This window comes from bacterium (assembly GCA_019912885.1).
Lineage (GTDB): Bacteria > Lernaellota > Lernaellaia > JACKCT01 > JACKCT01 > JAIOHV01.
In genome coordinates, this window is record JAIOHV010000150.1 from 1 (window position 1) to 16904 (window position 16904).

Genomic DNA, 16904 nt, shown 5'->3' on the forward strand with positions numbered 1-16904 from the left:
CAGTCCCTCCACGCGCGCGAGCCAGAAAGGGAGCGTGAGGTCGGCGTGGATGAAATGGTTGCGGCCGTGCGCCGAGCCGTAGTCGCGGGCGAGGTTGAAGGGCGAAAAGTGCCAGATGAGGTCGTGCGCGACGCGCAGGCCGACCGGCAGCGGGTTCGCGGAGATCTGTTGAAAGTCCGGGTGGATGCCCGGGCCGGGGATGATCGTGTAGCCGAATAGCTCGAGCCCCGCCTCGCACGCGTCGATGTCGGCCTGCGTCGGGGAGACGGGCGCAAAGTCCGGATCGGGCAGCGGGTTCGCGATGTAGTCGTGCGTGTAGGTGCGTTTTGGGTCGAGCGGATACGCTTCGCTTATCCGATACGCACGCAGCTCGTCCGCCGCCCAATCGACGTAATCCGCAAGGCCCGCGTCGAACGCGCCCGGATCATCGAGCTCGGCCAGCGCCGCGCCGTAGGTGATGCCGAAATACGCGTTGCCGTCGTTGGCGAGCAGCTTGTCCTTCAGTTCCTCCTTGGCCGCGCGGCGCAATTCGTCCGCAAGCGGATCGTCGCCGAGCATTTGCAGCGCGAGCGAGACGATGGGGTGGATGAGATCGCCGCCGATCCAGTCGCCGCAAAACGGCGGCATGAAGAACGATCCGAGCGTTTGCAGGATCGCGTATCCGTCGATTTCCTCGATGAGGCCTTCGCGGATGAAGCGGCGGTATTGATCCTCGCCCGTCGCGTGATACGCGAAGATCGCGTAGTTGAGCAGATACGCCACGTCGCCGCCGCGGTGCGAGACGAAGTAGGTGAAGTCGATCGGGCGATCGCCCTGGCCGGACATCGCGTTCGCGAAATCCAGAAGACGAACGAGCGTGATCGGATCGGCGGCGTCCCAGTCGTATTTCGGATCGACCTCAAACGGCAGATCGGCCGGGCAGCCGAACTCGAAATCGCCCGGCGCGCCCGGCGGAATCGCCTCCTGCACGTAGCCGATCATCGTGTCGATTGTCGTCAAGTCGATGTCGTCCGGGTCCGGGTGCAGGCCGCCGGATGACGTGAGGTATTCGAGCGCGAGCTTCACGAGCGCGTTTTGCGACAGGTTCGTGATGCGCATCTTGCGAAGGCGCGTGAGGCTGCACGCGACGTTTTCCGCGATCTCGTCCTTGAGCGCCTGATCGGCCGGACCGAGCAGCGCCCACGCGCGTTCCAGGCCCGCGATCGCGCCGGAAAACGCATCGAGGCTCGGCGATCCCTCCGCGAGCGGCGTGGTGGGGTAGAACGTGTCGTCGATCGTCACCCCGCCGGCGTAGTACGCGGGCAGGTGCGCAAGCGCCGCGCCGGAAAGCTCGTAGAGCACGTGGTTCGATCGCGTCTTGTACTCGCGCAGGTTGTACTCGGGATGGCCGTGCGGAATCGGCACGCCGTCCTCGAGCATCGCGGCGATGGAGCGGAACATGTATCCCGGAACGCCGGTCGCGCGCCAGTTGACGAGTTGCTTGTTCAGCAGATCGACCATGCGCGCGTAGTCCGCGCCGGTGCCGGTGGAGGCGTAGCGCAGCGCCGCGGCGGACAGATACATGCCCATGTAAAATGCGCCGTCGCCCCAGTCGCGCCAGGTTTCGAAGTTCGCGGGATCGGCCCAGACGGACTCCGGCGTGCCCGGCGCCATGCTCGACGTGGTGCGGAACGTCAGGCCGGAATTGTCGGAACGCAGGTAAAGATCGTGGTAGCGATCGAGGTAGAACACCTGTTCGAGAAGCGCCGGCGGATCGTCGGCGAAATCGCCCGCGCCGGAATCGTAAATCGCGCACTCGTGCACGAGTCCTCCGACGCACTGCGTCTCGCCGATGATCGCGCACGACTCGACGGCCGCGGGAAGCACGTCCTCGCCCGGTTCGACGGGGTCCTGCGTTGGCAACACGTCAGCCGTGTCGTCGTCGGCGTCGTCGTCGATATCGTCGTCCGCCGAATCGTCGTCGCCGCTGTCGTCGTCCCCGCCGTTGGCAGGGTCATCGTCCGTGTCGTCATCGCTGGCATCGTCGTCGGATACATCGTCGTCGGGCGACGCATCGTCGTCGTCATCGTCGCCGCACGAGCAGGAGCCGAGGGCGCAAACCAGAATGGAAAGGGTGAACACCCAGAACATGCCGAATTTTCGTGCGCCGCTCTGACTTTTCACAACGTACAAAACCTCATTGACGGTGCAACGGCGACCTGTACAACGCGAGCCCCGGCACCGCATCGAAATGACGATCCGGCGTGTAAATCGGGAGCGCGTTTTTAAGGCAAATATGCGCTATCAACACATCCAGGCGCGGCAACGTCGTGCCCCGACTTCGCAAGCGCATATCAAGCGCACCCGCCTCGGTCCAATCCTTTTCGGTAAATGGCAATCGCGGAATCGCATCCAGAAGCGGCACGACGCGACGTCGTTCGTCGGGCCGCAGCCCGCGGAGAATCTCGAACAGGACGGGTCCGCCGGTCAGCGCTTGCCCCTGCTGGGTCAAATGGCCAATCGTGGCCGCCGCGGCGGAGTTTTCATCGCGAAACGCATCGATCCAGGCCGACGTGTCGATAAAAACACCTTCAATATCAGCGCCCACGCCTCCCCCGCTTCCCCGATATCAGCCGATCGCGTTCCGCGTCGGCCTTCGCTTGTCGTTTCAGGCCTTCCTCGTCCACCTGGATGTGGCCAAACAAGCTCACGAGTTTTTTTAACTTCGCGCGCCGAATCTGCTCCTCGACGGCCTGCGTCACCGCGGCGGTTTTCGTTTTGGCGCCGGACAGCTTTTGCAGTTCCCTCACGAGCGATTCGTCGAGCGTCACGTTGGTCCTCATATTCACCTCCGCACAGAATCGTCTCATAATTTGTGCACGATTGCTACACATAAAGTGAGCCGATTTCACACGATCGCGGACCTGTTTAAAAGATCGACACGAACACCGGCGCGCCGCAGTCCGGGCCGCCGCCGGTGCAATCCCACACGAGTTTCACGCGCGCGGCCCAGGGGCACCACGTCGTCGGATTCGCGAGCCAGCCGGCGGCGTCCTGCTCCACGTAACACGGCGCGGCGTCGCACAGCTCGATCCACACGTCGCCGAAGGTCACGCCGTCCGGGTCGTGGCGGTACGCGTAGCCGGGGTTGTGCGTCGCGTCGAGTTCGATCGGCCCGCCGGGGATGCCGAGCGTGTCGGCCGACGGCGCGCTTGCGAGCCACGACTCGATGTGCGCGACGCCTTCCGCACCCGTAACCCACGTGTAGAAGAACTGCCCGACCGCGTTGAACGCGAGCAGATAACCTTCGGTGGGCCACGCCGTTTGCGCATGCCACGCGCCGCAGGCGTCGTCGTCGTCATCGCCGGTGTCATCGTCCGACGTGTCGTCGTCGCCGGTATCGTCGTCGTCGTCGTCATCGTCCGCGTCGTCGTCCGGCGCCGTGTCGTCGTCCGATTCATCGTCGTCGATCGAGTGGTCGTCATCCGCATCGTCTTTCGCCGCGTCGTCACCGTCCGCGTCGTCGTCGTCGCTATCCGCGCACGAACACGAAACGCAAAGCATCAGCGCCGCGATCAGCAGAGCGGCAAGAATCGGGCGTCCGTTTCGCATACACCGAACTATGTCCCCCAAGGCGTGGAAATCAAAGAGGCGGCGCGAACTCGGGGCTCGCCAATGGCGATCGTGCGGAATTGACCGCCGTCAACTTGCTTATTTTGATCGTACCCGCGATAGATATCAGTTGTTATACCATCGCATCGAGCGGGGCGGGATCCATGAGCGATGTGTCCATCGATCAGGAATACGAGATTCTGCAGGGGCAGGCGGGGCTGCGCTACGAGATCGTGCGCAAGAAGATCGAACGGTATTTCCAGGCGGTCGAGCGCGCGCTGGCGACCGGCAAGCCTCTCCCGCCGCCCGAGTCCGGCGACGACGAGCAAAAATAGGTTCGGCGCATGTACGAAAAAGGCGATCTGATCGACGAGCGCTACCTCGTCTTCGACGTGCGGCGCGGGGGCATGGGGATCGTGTACCTGTGCGAGGACACACGAGCCGGCGGCCGCCCCGTGCGCGTGGCCGCGAAAACGCTTTTGCCCGAGTTGCACAAGGTCCCCGGCGCGTCGGCGCGTTTCTATAACGAGGCAATCCTCTGGGTGGAGCTCGGCAAACATCCCAACATCCTGCAGGCGCTCTACGTCAAACGCATCGGCGGATTCCCGTTCATTTTCATGGAATTCGTCGAGGGCGCGAAGGATCGCGGCGTCGATCTTTCGAGTTGGATCCGGGGCGGCGCGCTGCCCGTCACCGTCGCGCTCAATTTCGCGCTTCAGTTCTGCAACGGCATGGTGCGCGCGCAGCGGTTTTTCGAGGCGCGCGGGCTGCGTTTCGCGCATCGGGACGTGAAGCCGCAAAACATCCTCGTGAACCATCGGCTCCGCGTGAAAATCACCGATTTCGGGCTATCCAAGGCAATGCCCGACGGCCAGGGCGACGCGCTGGATCGCACGCGCTTTCAGCGGATTTCCTCGGACAGCGATCTGTCGCAAGCGGGCACCATCGTGGGCACGCCGCGTTACATGGCGCCCGAACAGTGGCGCGATTCGAGCGAGGCCGATCTTCGAAGCGACGTGTATTCGTTCGGGTGCGTGCTGCATGAAGTGCTCACCGGCAAGCCACTCTTTCGCGGCGACAAGCTGCGCGATATCAAGGCCGCGCATTTCACCGGCATCCCCGCGCCGCCCTCGGAGACTGTCAGCGACATCCCGCCGCGGCTCGATCGCATCGTTCTCAAGTGCGTTCGCAAGGAGCCCGAGGCACGGTACGCCGATTTCGCCGAGCTGTTCGGCGCGCTTGCGGAGGTTTTTCGCGAAGTGGGGGGCGACGTTTCGTGGACCGATCCGGGCGCGCTCCGGGCCGATCCCGAATCGGCCGACGAGTTATTGAACAAGAGCCTTTCGCTGTTCGAACTGGGCCGCAAGGAAGACGGCGTGCGCCTGTTCGCGCGGGCGATCGGAGAAGACCGCCGGAGCCCCGCGCCGGGCGCCGCCGCATCGGGCCGGCCACGGCGGCTTGTGAAACGAACGACGATCGACGATCCCGTCGAGGCGCTCCCGGAGCGATCGCCGCGCCGATCCGCGCCGGCGGTCAAACCCGACGATCCCACCATGATTCCGCCGGACGCGGCGCCCACCATGATGCCGAACGCGGACGTGGCGCTGCCGGGCCGGCCGCCTTCGAGCGCGCCCGGCCGCCCGGGGACAAGCGTTCGCCGCGCGCTTAAGGATCCGGATCCGTTATGACGGAAACCGAAATCCCCGTCGAAACACCGGAAGAGACGCCGCGCGCGAAGGAATACGACGCGCTCGTCACGACGTTCATCCAGCGCTTCGGCGTCTTGCGGCAGTCGTATCGCCTCTTCACCGCGGAGAACGACACGACGCGCGACAACCTCGCCCGCTTCCGCGAGGCGCTCGACCAATGCTTCGAGATCGCGAACCCGCTGGCGCTTGTCATCGTGCGCGAGCGGCTCTACATCGGCGACCTCCAGATCAAAAGCCGGCATCCGCTCGTGGCCGATCTCGTGGACGTGCTGCTGGAACGCATGATCCGGCGCGTCGCGTTTCACAAGAACGTGACGAACAAGGAGATCGCCGCGATCGCGCATGTATTGAATCTGAGCCCGATCGAATTGCGCGACCGGGGCGGCCCCACGGTCGTCTTGCGCGAGGACCACGCCGTCGAAAACATTTCCGTCGGCGAACTGACCGGCTTCGCGCCGACGCAGACCGGCGAGGCGGACGCCCAGTCCTGGCAGAAGGCCGTGCGGATGACCGGCATGGACCTGGACGAGGTGGTCGCTTACATGAAGGGGCCGCAGCCGGTGCGTTACCGGCTCGTGGAGGACCGTTCCGCCGATCTCGAAATGGGGCACAAGAACCTCCTGCGTTCCGAGAAGACGCAACTGGTCGAGCTGCTCCTCAATCCGCGCGTGCTGGCGAGGCTGCTTCTGGAACTCGCGACCGTGGACACCGACGAAGGGCCGATGGTGGACCCTCGCGAGCTGATCCGCGTGGTGCGCCGCACGGAGGGCTCGATGATCTTCGGCTCACAGCGCGAGCCCGAGTCGATCCGCGAGAAGATTTCCGAGGCGCTGATGCTGATCGGCGACGAGGTCCGCGTCGCGGTGCTCTCGGAGATCCTCCGCCTGCGCGCCGAGGGCGTGCATCTCACGGGCGCGGACGTCTTCGCGTTTTCGCCGAAGGAGTGGGCGCGGGCGATCGTCGAAATCGACGCGGAGGAAGACGGAGAGGCGATTCTCGCGCGCGTCGCGCTCACCGGCGCCGAATGGCGCGATATGCAAGAGCACGTCGAGGCCTTCGCCGGCGAACACGCCGCTGACGGCGGCCGACGCGCGATTTCGGATTACGCGCGCCTGGGGCGGTTCATGCTCGGGCGCAAGGAAGACGGCGCCGCCCCGCCGGACGATCGCGCGTGGGAGGCGCTGGCCGACCGCTCCCACCGCAAGGCGGTGGAGCGAGCGCTGGACGGATTGCAGCACAACCTGCAAGCGCACATCGAGCGCGGTTACGTCAACGCGCTTCTCGTGATGATCCGGAACGAATCCGACAACGAGCGGCTTGCCTCGCTCGTGCGCACGTTTTTCGAGCAGTTGCAGCGCCTCGCGACGCACCGGCCGGCGGATGTCGTGGCGTTTCTCGAAAGGCTCTGGGCCGCGCTCGACGCGATCGAAGCGCCAAGGCCCGTCGCCGGCGAGGCTCGGCGTCTTTGGGGCGATCTGTACGGAAACCTGATTTCCCGGCTGACCAATATCGAGAACGCGGAACAGCGCGAAACGATCCAGCGCCTCCTGCCGCTTCTGACGCGCCTTGACGTCCCGGCCGTCGCCGAAATCATCGAACGCTGTTATCTCGACGCCCGCATGCCGAACGCTCCGCTGATGGCCGAAATTCTCGAGCCGGTCCGACAGGACGCGGCCAACGCGCTTGCCTTGCGCGTGGACCCCGCGCACCGGGATTTTCGGCCGCGCCACCTGGCGGCGGCGCTGCGCCTTTTCGTCGTGTTGCGCGGCGAGGCCTGCGCGCCGGCGATCCTCCGGCTCGTGGCCTCGGAGCGGCCGGCCATCCGCATGATCGCATTGCTCGAGCTCGTTCGCGGCGAACTTCCGCAGACGGCGGCGCCGGTCTTCGCGGGGCTCGTCGGCAAGCCGGGAAAGGACGCCACCGTGGCCGAGCGCGTTCTCGCCGCGTATGGCCTTGGCCGGATGCGCGCCGCCGGCGCCGCGCCGCTTCTGAAGCGCGTCGCCAAGGGGCCGCTCATCGTCGGCCGCGCCGAACCGCACGAGTTGCGCCTGGCCGCGCTCCACGCGTATGCGTGCGTCACGGGCGACGCGTCGTCGAAATCGTACATCCGCCTGTACCGGCGCGTCGCGGGGAAAGGGATCTACCGGTTGTTCAAATGAACTCGACGCAAACCCGCATCCCGGCAAGCCCGCCCGCGGCGAGCGCCCGCACGCGCCGCGCCGGCCAGGAGCGCTTCCGCCGCATCACCGACGAAGCGGCGGAGATGATCAAGCTTGCGTCCGCGCTGATCGAGACGATCGGCTACGCCAGCGGCATCTACCGCCTGTACACGCGCGAACATCGCCTGGCGATCTCCGCGTCGCGCGACCTTTTGCAGCGCGTGCGCGCCTTGTTCATCAACCGCCGCATGGTGACGATCGACGTCGGGCTGCGCCGCTTTCTCGTCTATCAGCTCCCGATCTACGAGGTGGGCGCCTCCGGCGGCGAATTCCACGCGCTCCTGCGCCGCCTCGAGATCGGCGGGCTGACGTTCCTAGAGGGCGTCGATCTGCGGCAGGTCGTCGAGTTCGTCGCCGCTCTCGGGCAGATGACCGGGCGCGACAAAAGGCGTGAGTGGCTCGTGGACGCGCTCGCCGCGGCGAACGTCACCGGCATCGTCATCGAGCCGCCGCTCGTGGACGAGGCGCCCAAAAGCGGCGAACGCGAGGAGGAGGACGAAGGCGGCGGTCTGGTGCAGAGCATCCGCGTCAAAATCGATGACCGCATGATTCCCGACGCGCGCCGCGTTTACGCCTACGCCGCCATGTTCGTCGCCGACATGATGACCGGCACGACGCGGCCGGAGCACATCAACCTGCGCGACTTGAACCGCATCTCGAAGAATCTCGCCGAGATTCTGCTCAAACACCCGAACGACCTCACCGCGCTCGCGGTCGCGTGCCGGCAGGACGAATATTCGTATCGGCACGCGGTCAACGTGGCGATCTTCGGCGGGCGCGTCGCCGCGACCGTGTTTTCCGAGCCGACGCAGGTCGCGGAGTTTGTCCGCATCGCGCTTCTTTATGACCTCGGCAAGGGGCACGAGGGCCAGCCGCTTGTCGATCGCGGCGGCGAGCTGTCGCCGGAGGAATTCGAGGTGATGAAACGGCATCCGCTCATCTCCGCGGACATCCTCGACCGCGTCATCGAGCTCGACAAGCTCGCCGTCGTCGTGGCGTTCGAGCATCACATCGGCGGGAAAAACGGTTATCCGCCCGCTGACGGGAACTGGGAGATCAATCTCGTCACGCGCCTGGTGCGCGTCGCGGAGGCGTTTGACTCGCTGATCGGCAACACCGGCCATCGAAATCCGCTCCTGCCCCGGGACGCCTTCGCCCGGCTGCGCGAGGAATATCGGGGGACCGGCGAAGCGCCTCTGCTCGACCAGCTCATCGCGTCACTCGGCGTGTATCCGCCGGGCCTTGTCGTCACGTTGTCGAACGGCGAGGTCGGCGTCGTCGTTCGCCCGTCCGGCCGAAACCCGCTGACCCCGATCGTCGCCGCCGTATCGACGCCCGACGGCGTCCTTCTCGAAATGCCGGTCCGCCGGCGCACCGACGGCGACGTTCGCCTGACCGGCGTGCTGCCCATCGAGGACGTGCCGTTCAATCCGCTCGATTACTACCCGTTTCACATCAGGAATACGGGCGAGGAAAGCGACGCGGGGGAATAGCGCGGCCGGCGACAACGGGCAGGCCCCGCGCCGTCAGCGAAATTTGACAGCGCGGACGATATTTTCAAAGATCGCCGAAAGTTTCGTCGTTGTGCGTAAGTTGGCCATGCGCCCGCGGAAGACATGGCCGAATCGACGCGGCGGGGCGCGCGGACGCATTGACACGCGTGCGCCGATCCGCCGCAAGGTTCGAAATCATGGACCCGCGCCCCCATCGCCGGCGTCTTGTCGCGCTTGCTCTTTTGCTGATCGTCGGGCTCGGATGGGTTCGCTTTTTTTCCGTACTTCTGACCGACCGAATCCCGCCGGTTTATGACCCTGCCAACCTGGCGGCCATCTCCGGCTATCTGGCCGAGGCCGTGGCCGGCGCGCGTCCCGGCGTGGCGCTGACGGCCTTTCTCGATTCGATCGTTCCCTGGGACTACCCGCCGCTCATCCACCTGACGGCGCTGCCGTTTCTGCTTTCGATCGACCACTCCAAGGCGGCGGAATTTTCGCTGGCCGTTTATCTGGCGCTACTGCTGGTAGCGACGTTTTTCATCGCGCGCCGCATGGCGGGCGACATGGCGGGGCTTCTCGCGGCGGCGCTCGCACTTTTCGTTCCGCACCTGGACGCCTTTTCGCGCATCTACATGCCCGACCTGCCGCTGGCGGCGCTCACGGCGTGCTTCATGGCCGTGCTTTTCGCCTCGGACGGTTTTACCCGCCGCCCCGCGGTGCTCGGCCTCGCGCTGTGCGTCACCGCCGGCATGCTCGTCAAGCAGACGTTTGTCGTTTACGTCGGCCCGCCGCTTGCCGTGTATTTGATGTGGAGTTGGATAACCGCCGCCGAACAGCGTGCCGTCGTCCGGCGTCACCTGGCCTTGTTTGCCGTCGCCGGCGGCGTCGTGCCGCTCGCGTATTACATCCCGATCCTGCCGGGTTTTCTCGATTACTGGCAGGCGATGCACACCTTTGTCATCAAGGAATCGGGCGATGTGCAGTACCGCATTTTCTATTACCCGAAGTTGTTCTACCAAAGCGCCGCCGGTCCGATCCTGACGGCGCTTGCGTTCGGCGGTCTTCTCGCAGCGCGCAAATCTCGCGAATGGGCGTGCCTTGCCGTCTGGCCGGCGATTCCGCTTCTGGCCATCGACTGGTATCAGCCGGAGCTTTCCGCGCGCTACCTTCTTCCGATCCTTCCCGCGATCGGGGTGGCGATCACCGCCGGCTTCGCGCGCTTATGCGAGAATCGCTCGCGCGTCTTCGCGGCGGTGAGCGCGGCGGGCGTGCTGGCATCGGCGGCGGCGGGATTCGGCCTTCATCTCGCGTCGCTTCCGCAAGACGCCTTCGATTTCGACGATTTCCACGCGCGCCTGCAGCGTCGGGGCATGCCGCGGGCTCGAACGCTCTTTTGGTCCACGGAAAAGCTCGCCGACTTCATCATCGAACAAAATGAGACCGATCGCCCGGTCGTCCTTCTGATCAACTCGCCCTACACCGAAGCGCTTGGTTACCGCCTCCGCGAACGCAATCCTTACGCCCGCGTCGACAACCTCATCGCCCGCATGGGCATCGGCGCGGCGATCGCGGGCGTCAGCCGGCTAGCGGACATGAAGCTGTACTTCGCGAATTCGGGGATCGTCGTGTTGCACTCGATGTGGGAGGAGGACGTCCAGTACATCAACTACCCCACCTGGGAAAACCCGCGTCCCGCGCTCGAGGTGATTCGTTATTTCAAGACCCGCCGAAACCATTTTCGCCTCGTCGGGCGATTTGACTATCCCGAAGGCCTGGGGCGACTTCTCGTTTACAAACGCGAGCCGAAGATCGTCGAGACGTTGTCCGACAAAAACGGAGACGGCGTGCCCGACCACTACGAGAAGCGCATCAACGAGGTGCTGGTGGAGCGCAAGGACGACGACAACCAGGACAGCCACTGGGAGGTCTGGGCGCTCATCGACGTCAAGGGGCGCGATTACATGCACCTTGGCGATCACAACAACGACGGCATCGTGAATTATTGGGAGGTGCGCGACAGGGGGACGGTTGTCGTTCGGTCCGGCGACCGCGATCGCGACGGCCTGCCCGACGAAAAGCTGCCCGGCGATATCCCGTTTGTCGGTGTCGAAATCCACCCCACGGCCCGCGAGATCTGGAACCTCGGCCGGCCGCTCACGCGAAAGGAGGCCGAGGCGCGCTGGTCCTTCCCGATCGCGGAGCGCTGGCCGGATCTGGACGAGGACGAATGACCGCCGCTCGCGTTCACGGCGACGCCGCGCACCGGAATCCGTAATTTCCCTGCGATGCGTCGGGAAGGTCGTGATAGCGCTTTCCGACCTTCAACCCGTCGAGATTGTTGTAGAACGACCCGCCGCGCAGGACGCGAGGCGCGCCGGTTTCGGGATCCGTGACGCAAACGGGATTCTCTTTCGCATGGCGCGCGTAGCAGTCCGATCGATACGCGTCGCTCACCCACTCCATCACGTTGCCCGCCATGTCGAGCGCGCCAAAGGGGCTCGCGTTCGCCGGAAATGAACCGACCGTCCGGGTGCGCTGCCGGCCGCCGTATCGCGTATCGGCGTCGACCACGCGCGCCGCATCGTTCTCCTCGCCCCACGGATAAAACGCCGGGTCCGCGTCGCCGCGCGCGGCCTTTTCCCACTCGGCCTCCGTCGGCAGGCGCTTTTGCCGGCTTGCGCAATACGCCGACGCGCCGTGCCAGGTGACGAACGTGGCCGGGTGATTCGCAAAACGCTCGTGGGCCGCATAGCCGTCCGCCGACCTCGTGATCACGGCGCGCGGGTGTTCGCTCTCGATCGTCACGCACCGCCGCCCGCCGCACCCGGTTTCGTGATCGCCGATCTCGTTTAGAAAGCGCGCGAATTCGGCTTGCGTCACCTCCGTGCGGTCGATGCGAAACGCCGCAAGATGGACGCGATGCACGGGCTGCTCGTCCGGATTGCGCTCGCTTCCCATCGTGAACGCTCCGGCGGGAACGGCGATCATATCGACCGGCGCGTCATCCGCGAGGGCGATCGCCGCGGCGAGAATCGCGATTGAAACGATAAGCGCTCGCGTCATGGCGCCCACCCCTCGGCGACGAATCGCTCGGCCAGATGGCGCGCCCACACCTCGTACCCCGCGGCGTTGGGGTGCATCAATTCGAGAAAGAGATCGTCGCCGCCCGCGGCTTCGAGCACGGGCGCGAGATCCGCGAACGCCGCGCCCTCGTCGGCCGCGATCGTCCGCGCGCGAGCGATGATCGACTTGTGCAGATAAAAGCTCTCCATCGCTTCGTTGGATTGGAAGTTGCGGACGAACAATCCGATCTTCCCCGGCGCGGCGGGCTGCCCCAGCACGAGAATCCGCGCGGGCGATCGCGCGCGCACCGCGCGGATGAACTCGGTCAGCCCTTCGGCGTACCCCTCCACGTCCGGGTGATCGGGGATGACGGGATAGCGCTCGTAGCGGGCGCGGTGGCGCGCGTCGTGCCACTCCTGCGTCGCGGCTTCGAAAAAGGTCAGAAAGCGGATGCGGTCGATCATTAACGACCGCGCGCGATGCCGCCACACGCGAAAGGCCGTCATCTCCACGCCCTCGCGCACGAACGAGATGTCGTTCCACCCCAGGCCGATCACCACAATCTCGGGCTCAAAGCGTTCGATCAATCCGCGCTGCTCGACGATCTCCGCGCGCGCGCTGTGCGTCGCCCAGCCGGGCCGCCCGGCGTTCAGAACAAGCACGCTGTCGGCGCTTCGCTCGTTGAGAATCGCCTCCAGGCGCGCGGGCCACGCCTTGCCGGGGTCAAGGCCGAATCCCCACGTCGTCGAATCGCCGATGCACAGCACGCGCTTTCCCGGCCGGCCGAGCAGCTCGTACATCTCCGCCGCACGCAGGCCGAGCGTGTTTTCGCGCTCCTCGAACGCCTCGAAGGGAACGCGCGTGTTCTCCTCGATGATCGCGCGCGGATCGAGCCCCGGCCGCGCCGCGACCACCCGCGCGGCGCCTTCGATGAGGGCGAACGCGAGGAGGACCGCCACGGCCGCGCTCTCACGGTACGCACCGGCTTTTCGTCGCCTCATCCTCATATCGCCTGATAATCGATTAACCAATTTAAGATTTTGTATAGCATTTTCGTATGGTTATGCGAAACCTATTGCTGTAATTTGGTCAAGACTTATTTTGGAGGTCGAAAAAATGGGAATTCGATTCGTCGGTGCTCTGGTTTTTCTCGTCTGCGGTTTCGCCGCGTCAATTATCGTGGCGTCGTGCGGCGACGACGACGATGATGACTCGGACAATGAAACGGGTGAGCCTTCCTGTATGGAGGAAGAATTCTGCGCAAAATACGCCAGATGTCAAAACATGGGAACCGATTCCAACTCGTTTCATTTCGACTCGTGCATGGACAATTTGGCGCTGCAGCAGTCCGCGGACTGTTACAACGCGTATTTAAACTGCGGTTGCGCCTGCGCCGCCAATAAATCGTGCGAAAGAGGGCCGAATGACCTAGCGCCACCTTTCTTGACATGTAAAAGCAATTGTCTGACCGAACATTGTGGAATGGGCGTATTCGAGTAAATATTCGAATTCCACGTTGAACGCGCCGATGTTGCGGTCAGAATACGGGCGGCGCACGGGCTGTACGACCCCGACGACGTTCATCCGGCGATTTCTGGTCGTCGACCGCAGTGAAATCGTCGCCATCGAACGCCGCCTCATCGCCCGTGACGCCGAATATCAGGCCGCTTTCAGCGGCTTCCCTTTTTCTTTCATAACGCGTCGATCTTGAAAAATATGCGCTCGGCGGAATTGGGTCTGCGCCGGCGGATCATGCCGATCCCTCCGCGCGCCTCGGCAAAAGCCTCAGCAGGCCGCGCACGAAAACGACGCCCGCGAGCGCGGGCCAGACGTATTCCACGAGGTCGACAAAAATCCCCGAGGCGACGGACTCGTCAAACGACAGCGCGCGGCCGATCAGAAGGACGATCAGAGCCTCGCGCGCGCCGATGCCGCTGAAGGTGATCGGGACGTAGCTGAGAAGAAGCACCAGCGGAAACGCGCCGACGGCGACGGCCGTATCGACCGGAATCGCCATCGCGCGAAACGCGAGGTAGAACGTCACCACATCCGAGCTCTGATAAACGACCGCCAGCGCCAGCAGCCGCAACTTTTGCGCAACGCTCGCGTCGTGCCCGACAAGGCGCGAGCGCCGCGCGATCCATTCGATGCGGCCGGCCAGGCGCAGGATGCGGGTATCGAAAAAGAACGCGATGACGAACGCGCCCGCCGCGCCGCCGACGAGAAGGCGCGGCCACGGCCAACCGGCCGGCAAAAGAAACTGCCCCCCGGCGATGAGCGCGCACGTGCCGACGGCGGAGAGATACTTGTCGTAGGCGATCGTCTCCGCCGCTTCGACAAGATTGAGATTCTTGATCTTCCGGATCGCCAGCACGTAGAGCAGATGCCCGCTTTGAAACGGCATGAAGAAGCTCGCCGTCTGCAGGCCGCACCAGAGCGGGAACAGTTCGCGATACGACGCCTGGATGCGGGAGAGGCGCAGCACCTCGCGCCACTTCAGCGCGCCGACGAGATTGTTCAGAAAAAACGACGCGGCAAGCGCCAGAACGAGCCATCCGGCGGAGACGCGCGCCAGCAGGTCGCCGCCGGTGAAGTGCGTCAGCAGAGCGCCGAGCAGCAGGAGGCTGACGAGGACAGGGACAAGGCCCGTCCACGATCGGCGGCGCGCCTCCGGCGCCGGGTCGGCGCAGGGGGTCATCGCCGGACGGAAACCCGCTCCCTCACGGTCGCGGTTCGTATCGCGCGCGTCGTATCGCGCGCGCGTGTCAGGCGAGGTAGTCCTTGAAATCCTTGTTCTCCACGAACAGGTCAAACCATATCATGTACATGAGGATGCACCACAGCGCGCGGCCGTTGTCCTTTTTTTTCGCCCAGTGATCGTCGAGCAGCTCTTTTAGCACCGGCCAGGAAAAGATGCCGAACCGCTCGACGTTTTTCTTCGTGAAGTAGCGATCGACCACCGGCTTGAGTCCGTGGAAAAACCAGATCGAATGCGGCATCTCCAGGCCCATGTTCTGCCGCCGGTAGATGCGCCGGGGCACCGAGCCCTTCATCGCCTGCTTCTGCACGTAGCGCCGCGTGAATCCCTTCATTCGCAGATGCGGCGGGATGGTGCTGACGTACTCCAGCAGCAGGCGGTCCATCCACGGAAAGCGCGCCTCGATGGAATGCGCCATCATCATGCGATCGTTTTTCACCATCAGGTCGCCAATGAAGTATTGCCGGATATCGACCAGCGAAATCTTGTCGAGCCCGTACTTGAAATCGGATGCGTCGAAGATGTCCGAGAAAAAGGCGTGCGTCGGCCGATACGCCTCCGAGCCGGGCATCAGGCGAAGCTTGTCCTCGTCGGTCAGCACGTGGCGCCAGTACAAATGCGCCTCGGGCGCGCTCATTTCCGCGCCGGTGGTGAAGCGCTTGGCCACGAAATCGAAAGACAATTTTTCCATCGACACCGGCAGCGCGTGAGCCGTCTTGCGGGCCAGCATGCGAATCGGCCCCGGCACGTACCGCCGATAGAGTTTCCGTGCTTTGAACGCCATGTGCGTCTCGTAGGCGTTGAAAATCTCGTCGCCGCCCTCGCCGGACAAAAGCACGCGCACGTGTTCCCGGGCGTGCTCGGCGAGCAGGAACGACGGAATCGCCGCGCCGTCTCCGTTGGGCTCGTCCAGGAACGCCATGTGCCGGACGAGCGTTTTGGCGACGTCCTGCGGGCCGACGCGGATCTCGTGGTGAATCGGCCGCGCGAAATCCACCATGATCTTTTGGTAGTGCGACTCGTCGAAGCTCGGCTCGTCCATGACGATCGAGTACGTGTGAACCTCGCGGTTGACGCCAAGCTCGCGGCAAAGCGCCAGGATGCTGCTCGTGTCGAAGCCCCCCGAAAGCGTCAGCCCGAGCGGCGCGTCGGAGATCAGGTTGCGGCGCACGGAATCGCGCATGCGCGCGTGCAGCTCCGGGCGCACGTCGGCCTCGGTCAGCGACTCGTCGGGCGCGTAGCGGATCTCGTAATACGGCCGCAGCGTCTGCCGCTTTTCGGCCAGGTCGATCTCGATCAGGTTCGATCCCTGCAACTCGCGCACCTGCGCCCAGGGCGTGTGTACGTCGGGCATGTACGCGAGCGACAGGAAATGAAAGACGGCCTCGTTGTCGAGCGTGCCGTCGAATCGCGGCAGGTCCATGAAGCACTTGATCTCGGACGCGAAATACAGGCGGTCGCCGGCGGTCATGTGGAACAAGGGGCGGATGCCGTAAAAATCGCGGACGACGAACACCTTGCGGCGAGCCTTGTCGTACAGGCCCAGGGCGAACATCCCCGAAAGCCGCGAGAGGGCTTCGACGCCAAGCTCCTCGTAGAGGTGGAGAAAGACCTCCGTGTCCGAGGTGGAATGGAAGGGGTACTTTTCGCCGAGCGCGAACTCGTCCGCGATCTCGCGGAAGTTCGTTACCTCTCCATTATACGTGACGCACACCCCGCGATCGTCGTTCGTCATCGGCAGGCCGGCGTTGTCGGACAGGTCGATGATCGAAAGCCGCGTGTTGCCGAAACACACGTCTTCGTTTTCGAAATACCCCGTCGTGTCCGGACCGCGATGCCGAAGCAGCTCCGTCATCCGGCGAATGTCGCGCCGGTCGTCTTCGCTGATGGGGGTACCCAGCGAGACAATGCCCGCAATGCCGCACATGTCGTACTTTCTTGCTCCAAATCACATCGGCCACGCAGGCCAAAAGCGCCCCGTCCCGCCAAGGGACGCCGGCGAAAATCGAACGTCGTTCATTCGCGACATCCCTTGGTACCGGTCGCGAGCGCAGAATACAACCCCGGAGAT

The 16904-nt window shown here is 64.5% G+C and carries 14 protein-coding genes; 6 read left to right on the top strand and 8 right to left on the bottom strand.

The annotated features are described in order from the left end of the window. From K8I61_12975 to K8I61_12990, 4 genes are all read right to left on the bottom strand, one after another. The coding region (locus K8I61_12975; GenBank protein MBZ0272945.1) for a hypothetical protein at positions 1–2130 on the bottom strand (2130 nt) is incomplete at its 3' end. A 46-nt stretch (positions 2131–2176) separates the two neighbouring features. Then, positions 2177–2587, bottom strand: coding sequence for a PIN domain-containing protein (locus K8I61_12980; GenBank protein MBZ0272946.1), 411 nt, complete (start codon positions 2585–2587; stop codon positions 2177–2179). Beyond that, positions 2577–2822, bottom strand: a complete 246-nt coding sequence (locus tag K8I61_12985; GenBank protein MBZ0272947.1) for a type II toxin-antitoxin system VapB family antitoxin — start codon at positions 2820–2822, stop codon at positions 2577–2579. Before K8I61_12985 ends, K8I61_12980 begins: the two co-directional genes overlap by 11 nt. Positions 2823–2907: 85 nt before the next feature. Next, positions 2908–3591: a hypothetical protein gene (locus tag K8I61_12990; GenBank protein MBZ0272948.1), complete on the bottom strand. Its 684-nt coding sequence runs from the start codon at positions 3589–3591 to the stop codon at positions 2908–2910. A gap of 164 nt (positions 3592–3755) precedes the next feature. Here K8I61_12990 and K8I61_12995 point away from each other — a divergent pair, with 164 nt between their 5' ends. From K8I61_12995 to K8I61_13015, 5 genes are all read left to right on the top strand, one after another. Beyond that, on the top strand, positions 3756–3926 hold the full coding sequence (locus K8I61_12995) for a hypothetical protein (protein ID MBZ0272949.1): 171 nt from the start codon (positions 3756–3758) through the stop codon (positions 3924–3926). 9 nt (positions 3927–3935) lie between these two features. After that, a complete protein-coding gene (locus tag K8I61_13000) occupies positions 3936–5279 on the top strand; it encodes a protein kinase (protein MBZ0272950.1) in 1344 nt (447 codons plus the stop codon). Continuing rightward, positions 5276–7459 (top strand): hypothetical protein, encoded by a 2184-nt coding sequence (locus tag K8I61_13005; GenBank protein ID MBZ0272951.1) that lies wholly within the window; start codon positions 5276–5278, stop codon positions 7457–7459. The genes K8I61_13000 and K8I61_13005 overlap by 4 nt, the downstream gene beginning before the upstream one ends. Then, positions 7456–9012 (top strand): HD domain-containing protein, encoded by a 1557-nt coding sequence (locus K8I61_13010; GenBank protein MBZ0272952.1) that lies wholly within the window; start codon positions 7456–7458, stop codon positions 9010–9012. The genes K8I61_13005 and K8I61_13010 overlap by 4 nt, the downstream gene beginning before the upstream one ends. A gap of 197 nt (positions 9013–9209) precedes the next feature. After that, entirely contained in the window at positions 9210–11243 is a 2034-nt protein-coding gene (locus K8I61_13015) for a glycosyltransferase family 39 protein (protein ID MBZ0272953.1), read from the top strand. Between the two features lie 13 nt (positions 11244–11256). Here K8I61_13015 and K8I61_13020 read toward each other — a convergent pair whose 3' ends face one another. Further along, entirely contained in the window at positions 11257–12075 is an 819-nt protein-coding gene (locus K8I61_13020; protein MBZ0272954.1) for a formylglycine-generating enzyme family protein, read from the bottom strand. Next, positions 12072–13076 carry an SGNH/GDSL hydrolase family protein gene (locus tag K8I61_13025; GenBank protein MBZ0272955.1) on the bottom strand — a complete coding sequence of 335 codons (1005 nt, stop codon included), beginning with the start codon at positions 13074–13076 and terminating at the stop codon, positions 12072–12074. Before K8I61_13025 ends, K8I61_13020 begins: the two co-directional genes overlap by 4 nt. Before the next feature lie 515 nt (positions 13077–13591). Between K8I61_13025 and K8I61_13030 the strand changes: the two genes are divergently transcribed. Further along, the gene (locus K8I61_13030) at positions 13592–13786 is read left to right on the top strand and encodes a hypothetical protein (protein MBZ0272956.1); all 195 of its coding nucleotides are present in this window, start codon (positions 13592–13594) and stop codon (positions 13784–13786) included. A 39-nt stretch (positions 13787–13825) separates the two neighbouring features. Here the strand turns inward: K8I61_13030 and K8I61_13035 are convergent, their stop codons facing one another. Next, positions 13826–14773 carry a flippase-like domain-containing protein gene (locus K8I61_13035; protein ID MBZ0272957.1) on the bottom strand — a complete coding sequence of 316 codons (948 nt, stop codon included), beginning with the start codon at positions 14771–14773 and terminating at the stop codon, positions 13826–13828. A gap of 67 nt (positions 14774–14840) precedes the next feature. Beyond that, the gene (gene asnB, locus K8I61_13040; protein ID MBZ0272958.1) at positions 14841–16760 is read right to left on the bottom strand and encodes an asparagine synthase (glutamine-hydrolyzing); all 1920 of its coding nucleotides are present in this window, start codon (positions 16758–16760) and stop codon (positions 14841–14843) included. Between the last annotated feature and the right edge of the window lie 144 nt (positions 16761–16904).

Excerpts from the sequence above, each read along its gene's own strand:
- K8I61_12995 (MBZ0272949.1), top strand. The coding sequence starts at position 3,756 with ATGAGCGATGTGTCCATCGATCAGGAATACGAGATTCTGCAGGGGCAG.
- asnB (MBZ0272958.1), bottom strand. The coding sequence starts at position 16,760 with ATGTGCGGCATTGCGGGCATTGTCTCGCTGGGTACCCCCATCAGCGAA.
- K8I61_13015 (MBZ0272953.1), top strand. The coding sequence starts at position 9,210 with ATGGACCCGCGCCCCCATCGCCGGCGTCTTGTCGCGCTTGCTCTTTTG.
- K8I61_12990 (MBZ0272948.1), bottom strand. The coding sequence starts at position 3,591 with ATGCGAAACGGACGCCCGATTCTTGCCGCTCTGCTGATCGCGGCGCTG.
- K8I61_13035 (MBZ0272957.1), bottom strand. The coding sequence starts at position 14,773 with ATGACCCCCTGCGCCGACCCGGCGCCGGAGGCGCGCCGCCGATCGTGG.
- K8I61_13020 (MBZ0272954.1), bottom strand. The coding sequence starts at position 12,075 with ATGACGCGAGCGCTTATCGTTTCAATCGCGATTCTCGCCGCGGCGATC.
- K8I61_13005 (MBZ0272951.1), top strand. The coding sequence starts at position 5,276 with ATGACGGAAACCGAAATCCCCGTCGAAACACCGGAAGAGACGCCGCGC.
- K8I61_13010 (MBZ0272952.1), top strand. The coding sequence starts at position 7,456 with ATGAACTCGACGCAAACCCGCATCCCGGCAAGCCCGCCCGCGGCGAGC.
- K8I61_12985 (MBZ0272947.1), bottom strand. The coding sequence starts at position 2,822 with ATGAGGACCAACGTGACGCTCGACGAATCGCTCGTGAGGGAACTGCAA.
- K8I61_13000 (MBZ0272950.1), top strand. The coding sequence starts at position 3,936 with ATGTACGAAAAAGGCGATCTGATCGACGAGCGCTACCTCGTCTTCGAC.
- K8I61_13025 (MBZ0272955.1), bottom strand. The coding sequence starts at position 13,076 with ATGAGGCGACGAAAAGCCGGTGCGTACCGTGAGAGCGCGGCCGTGGCG.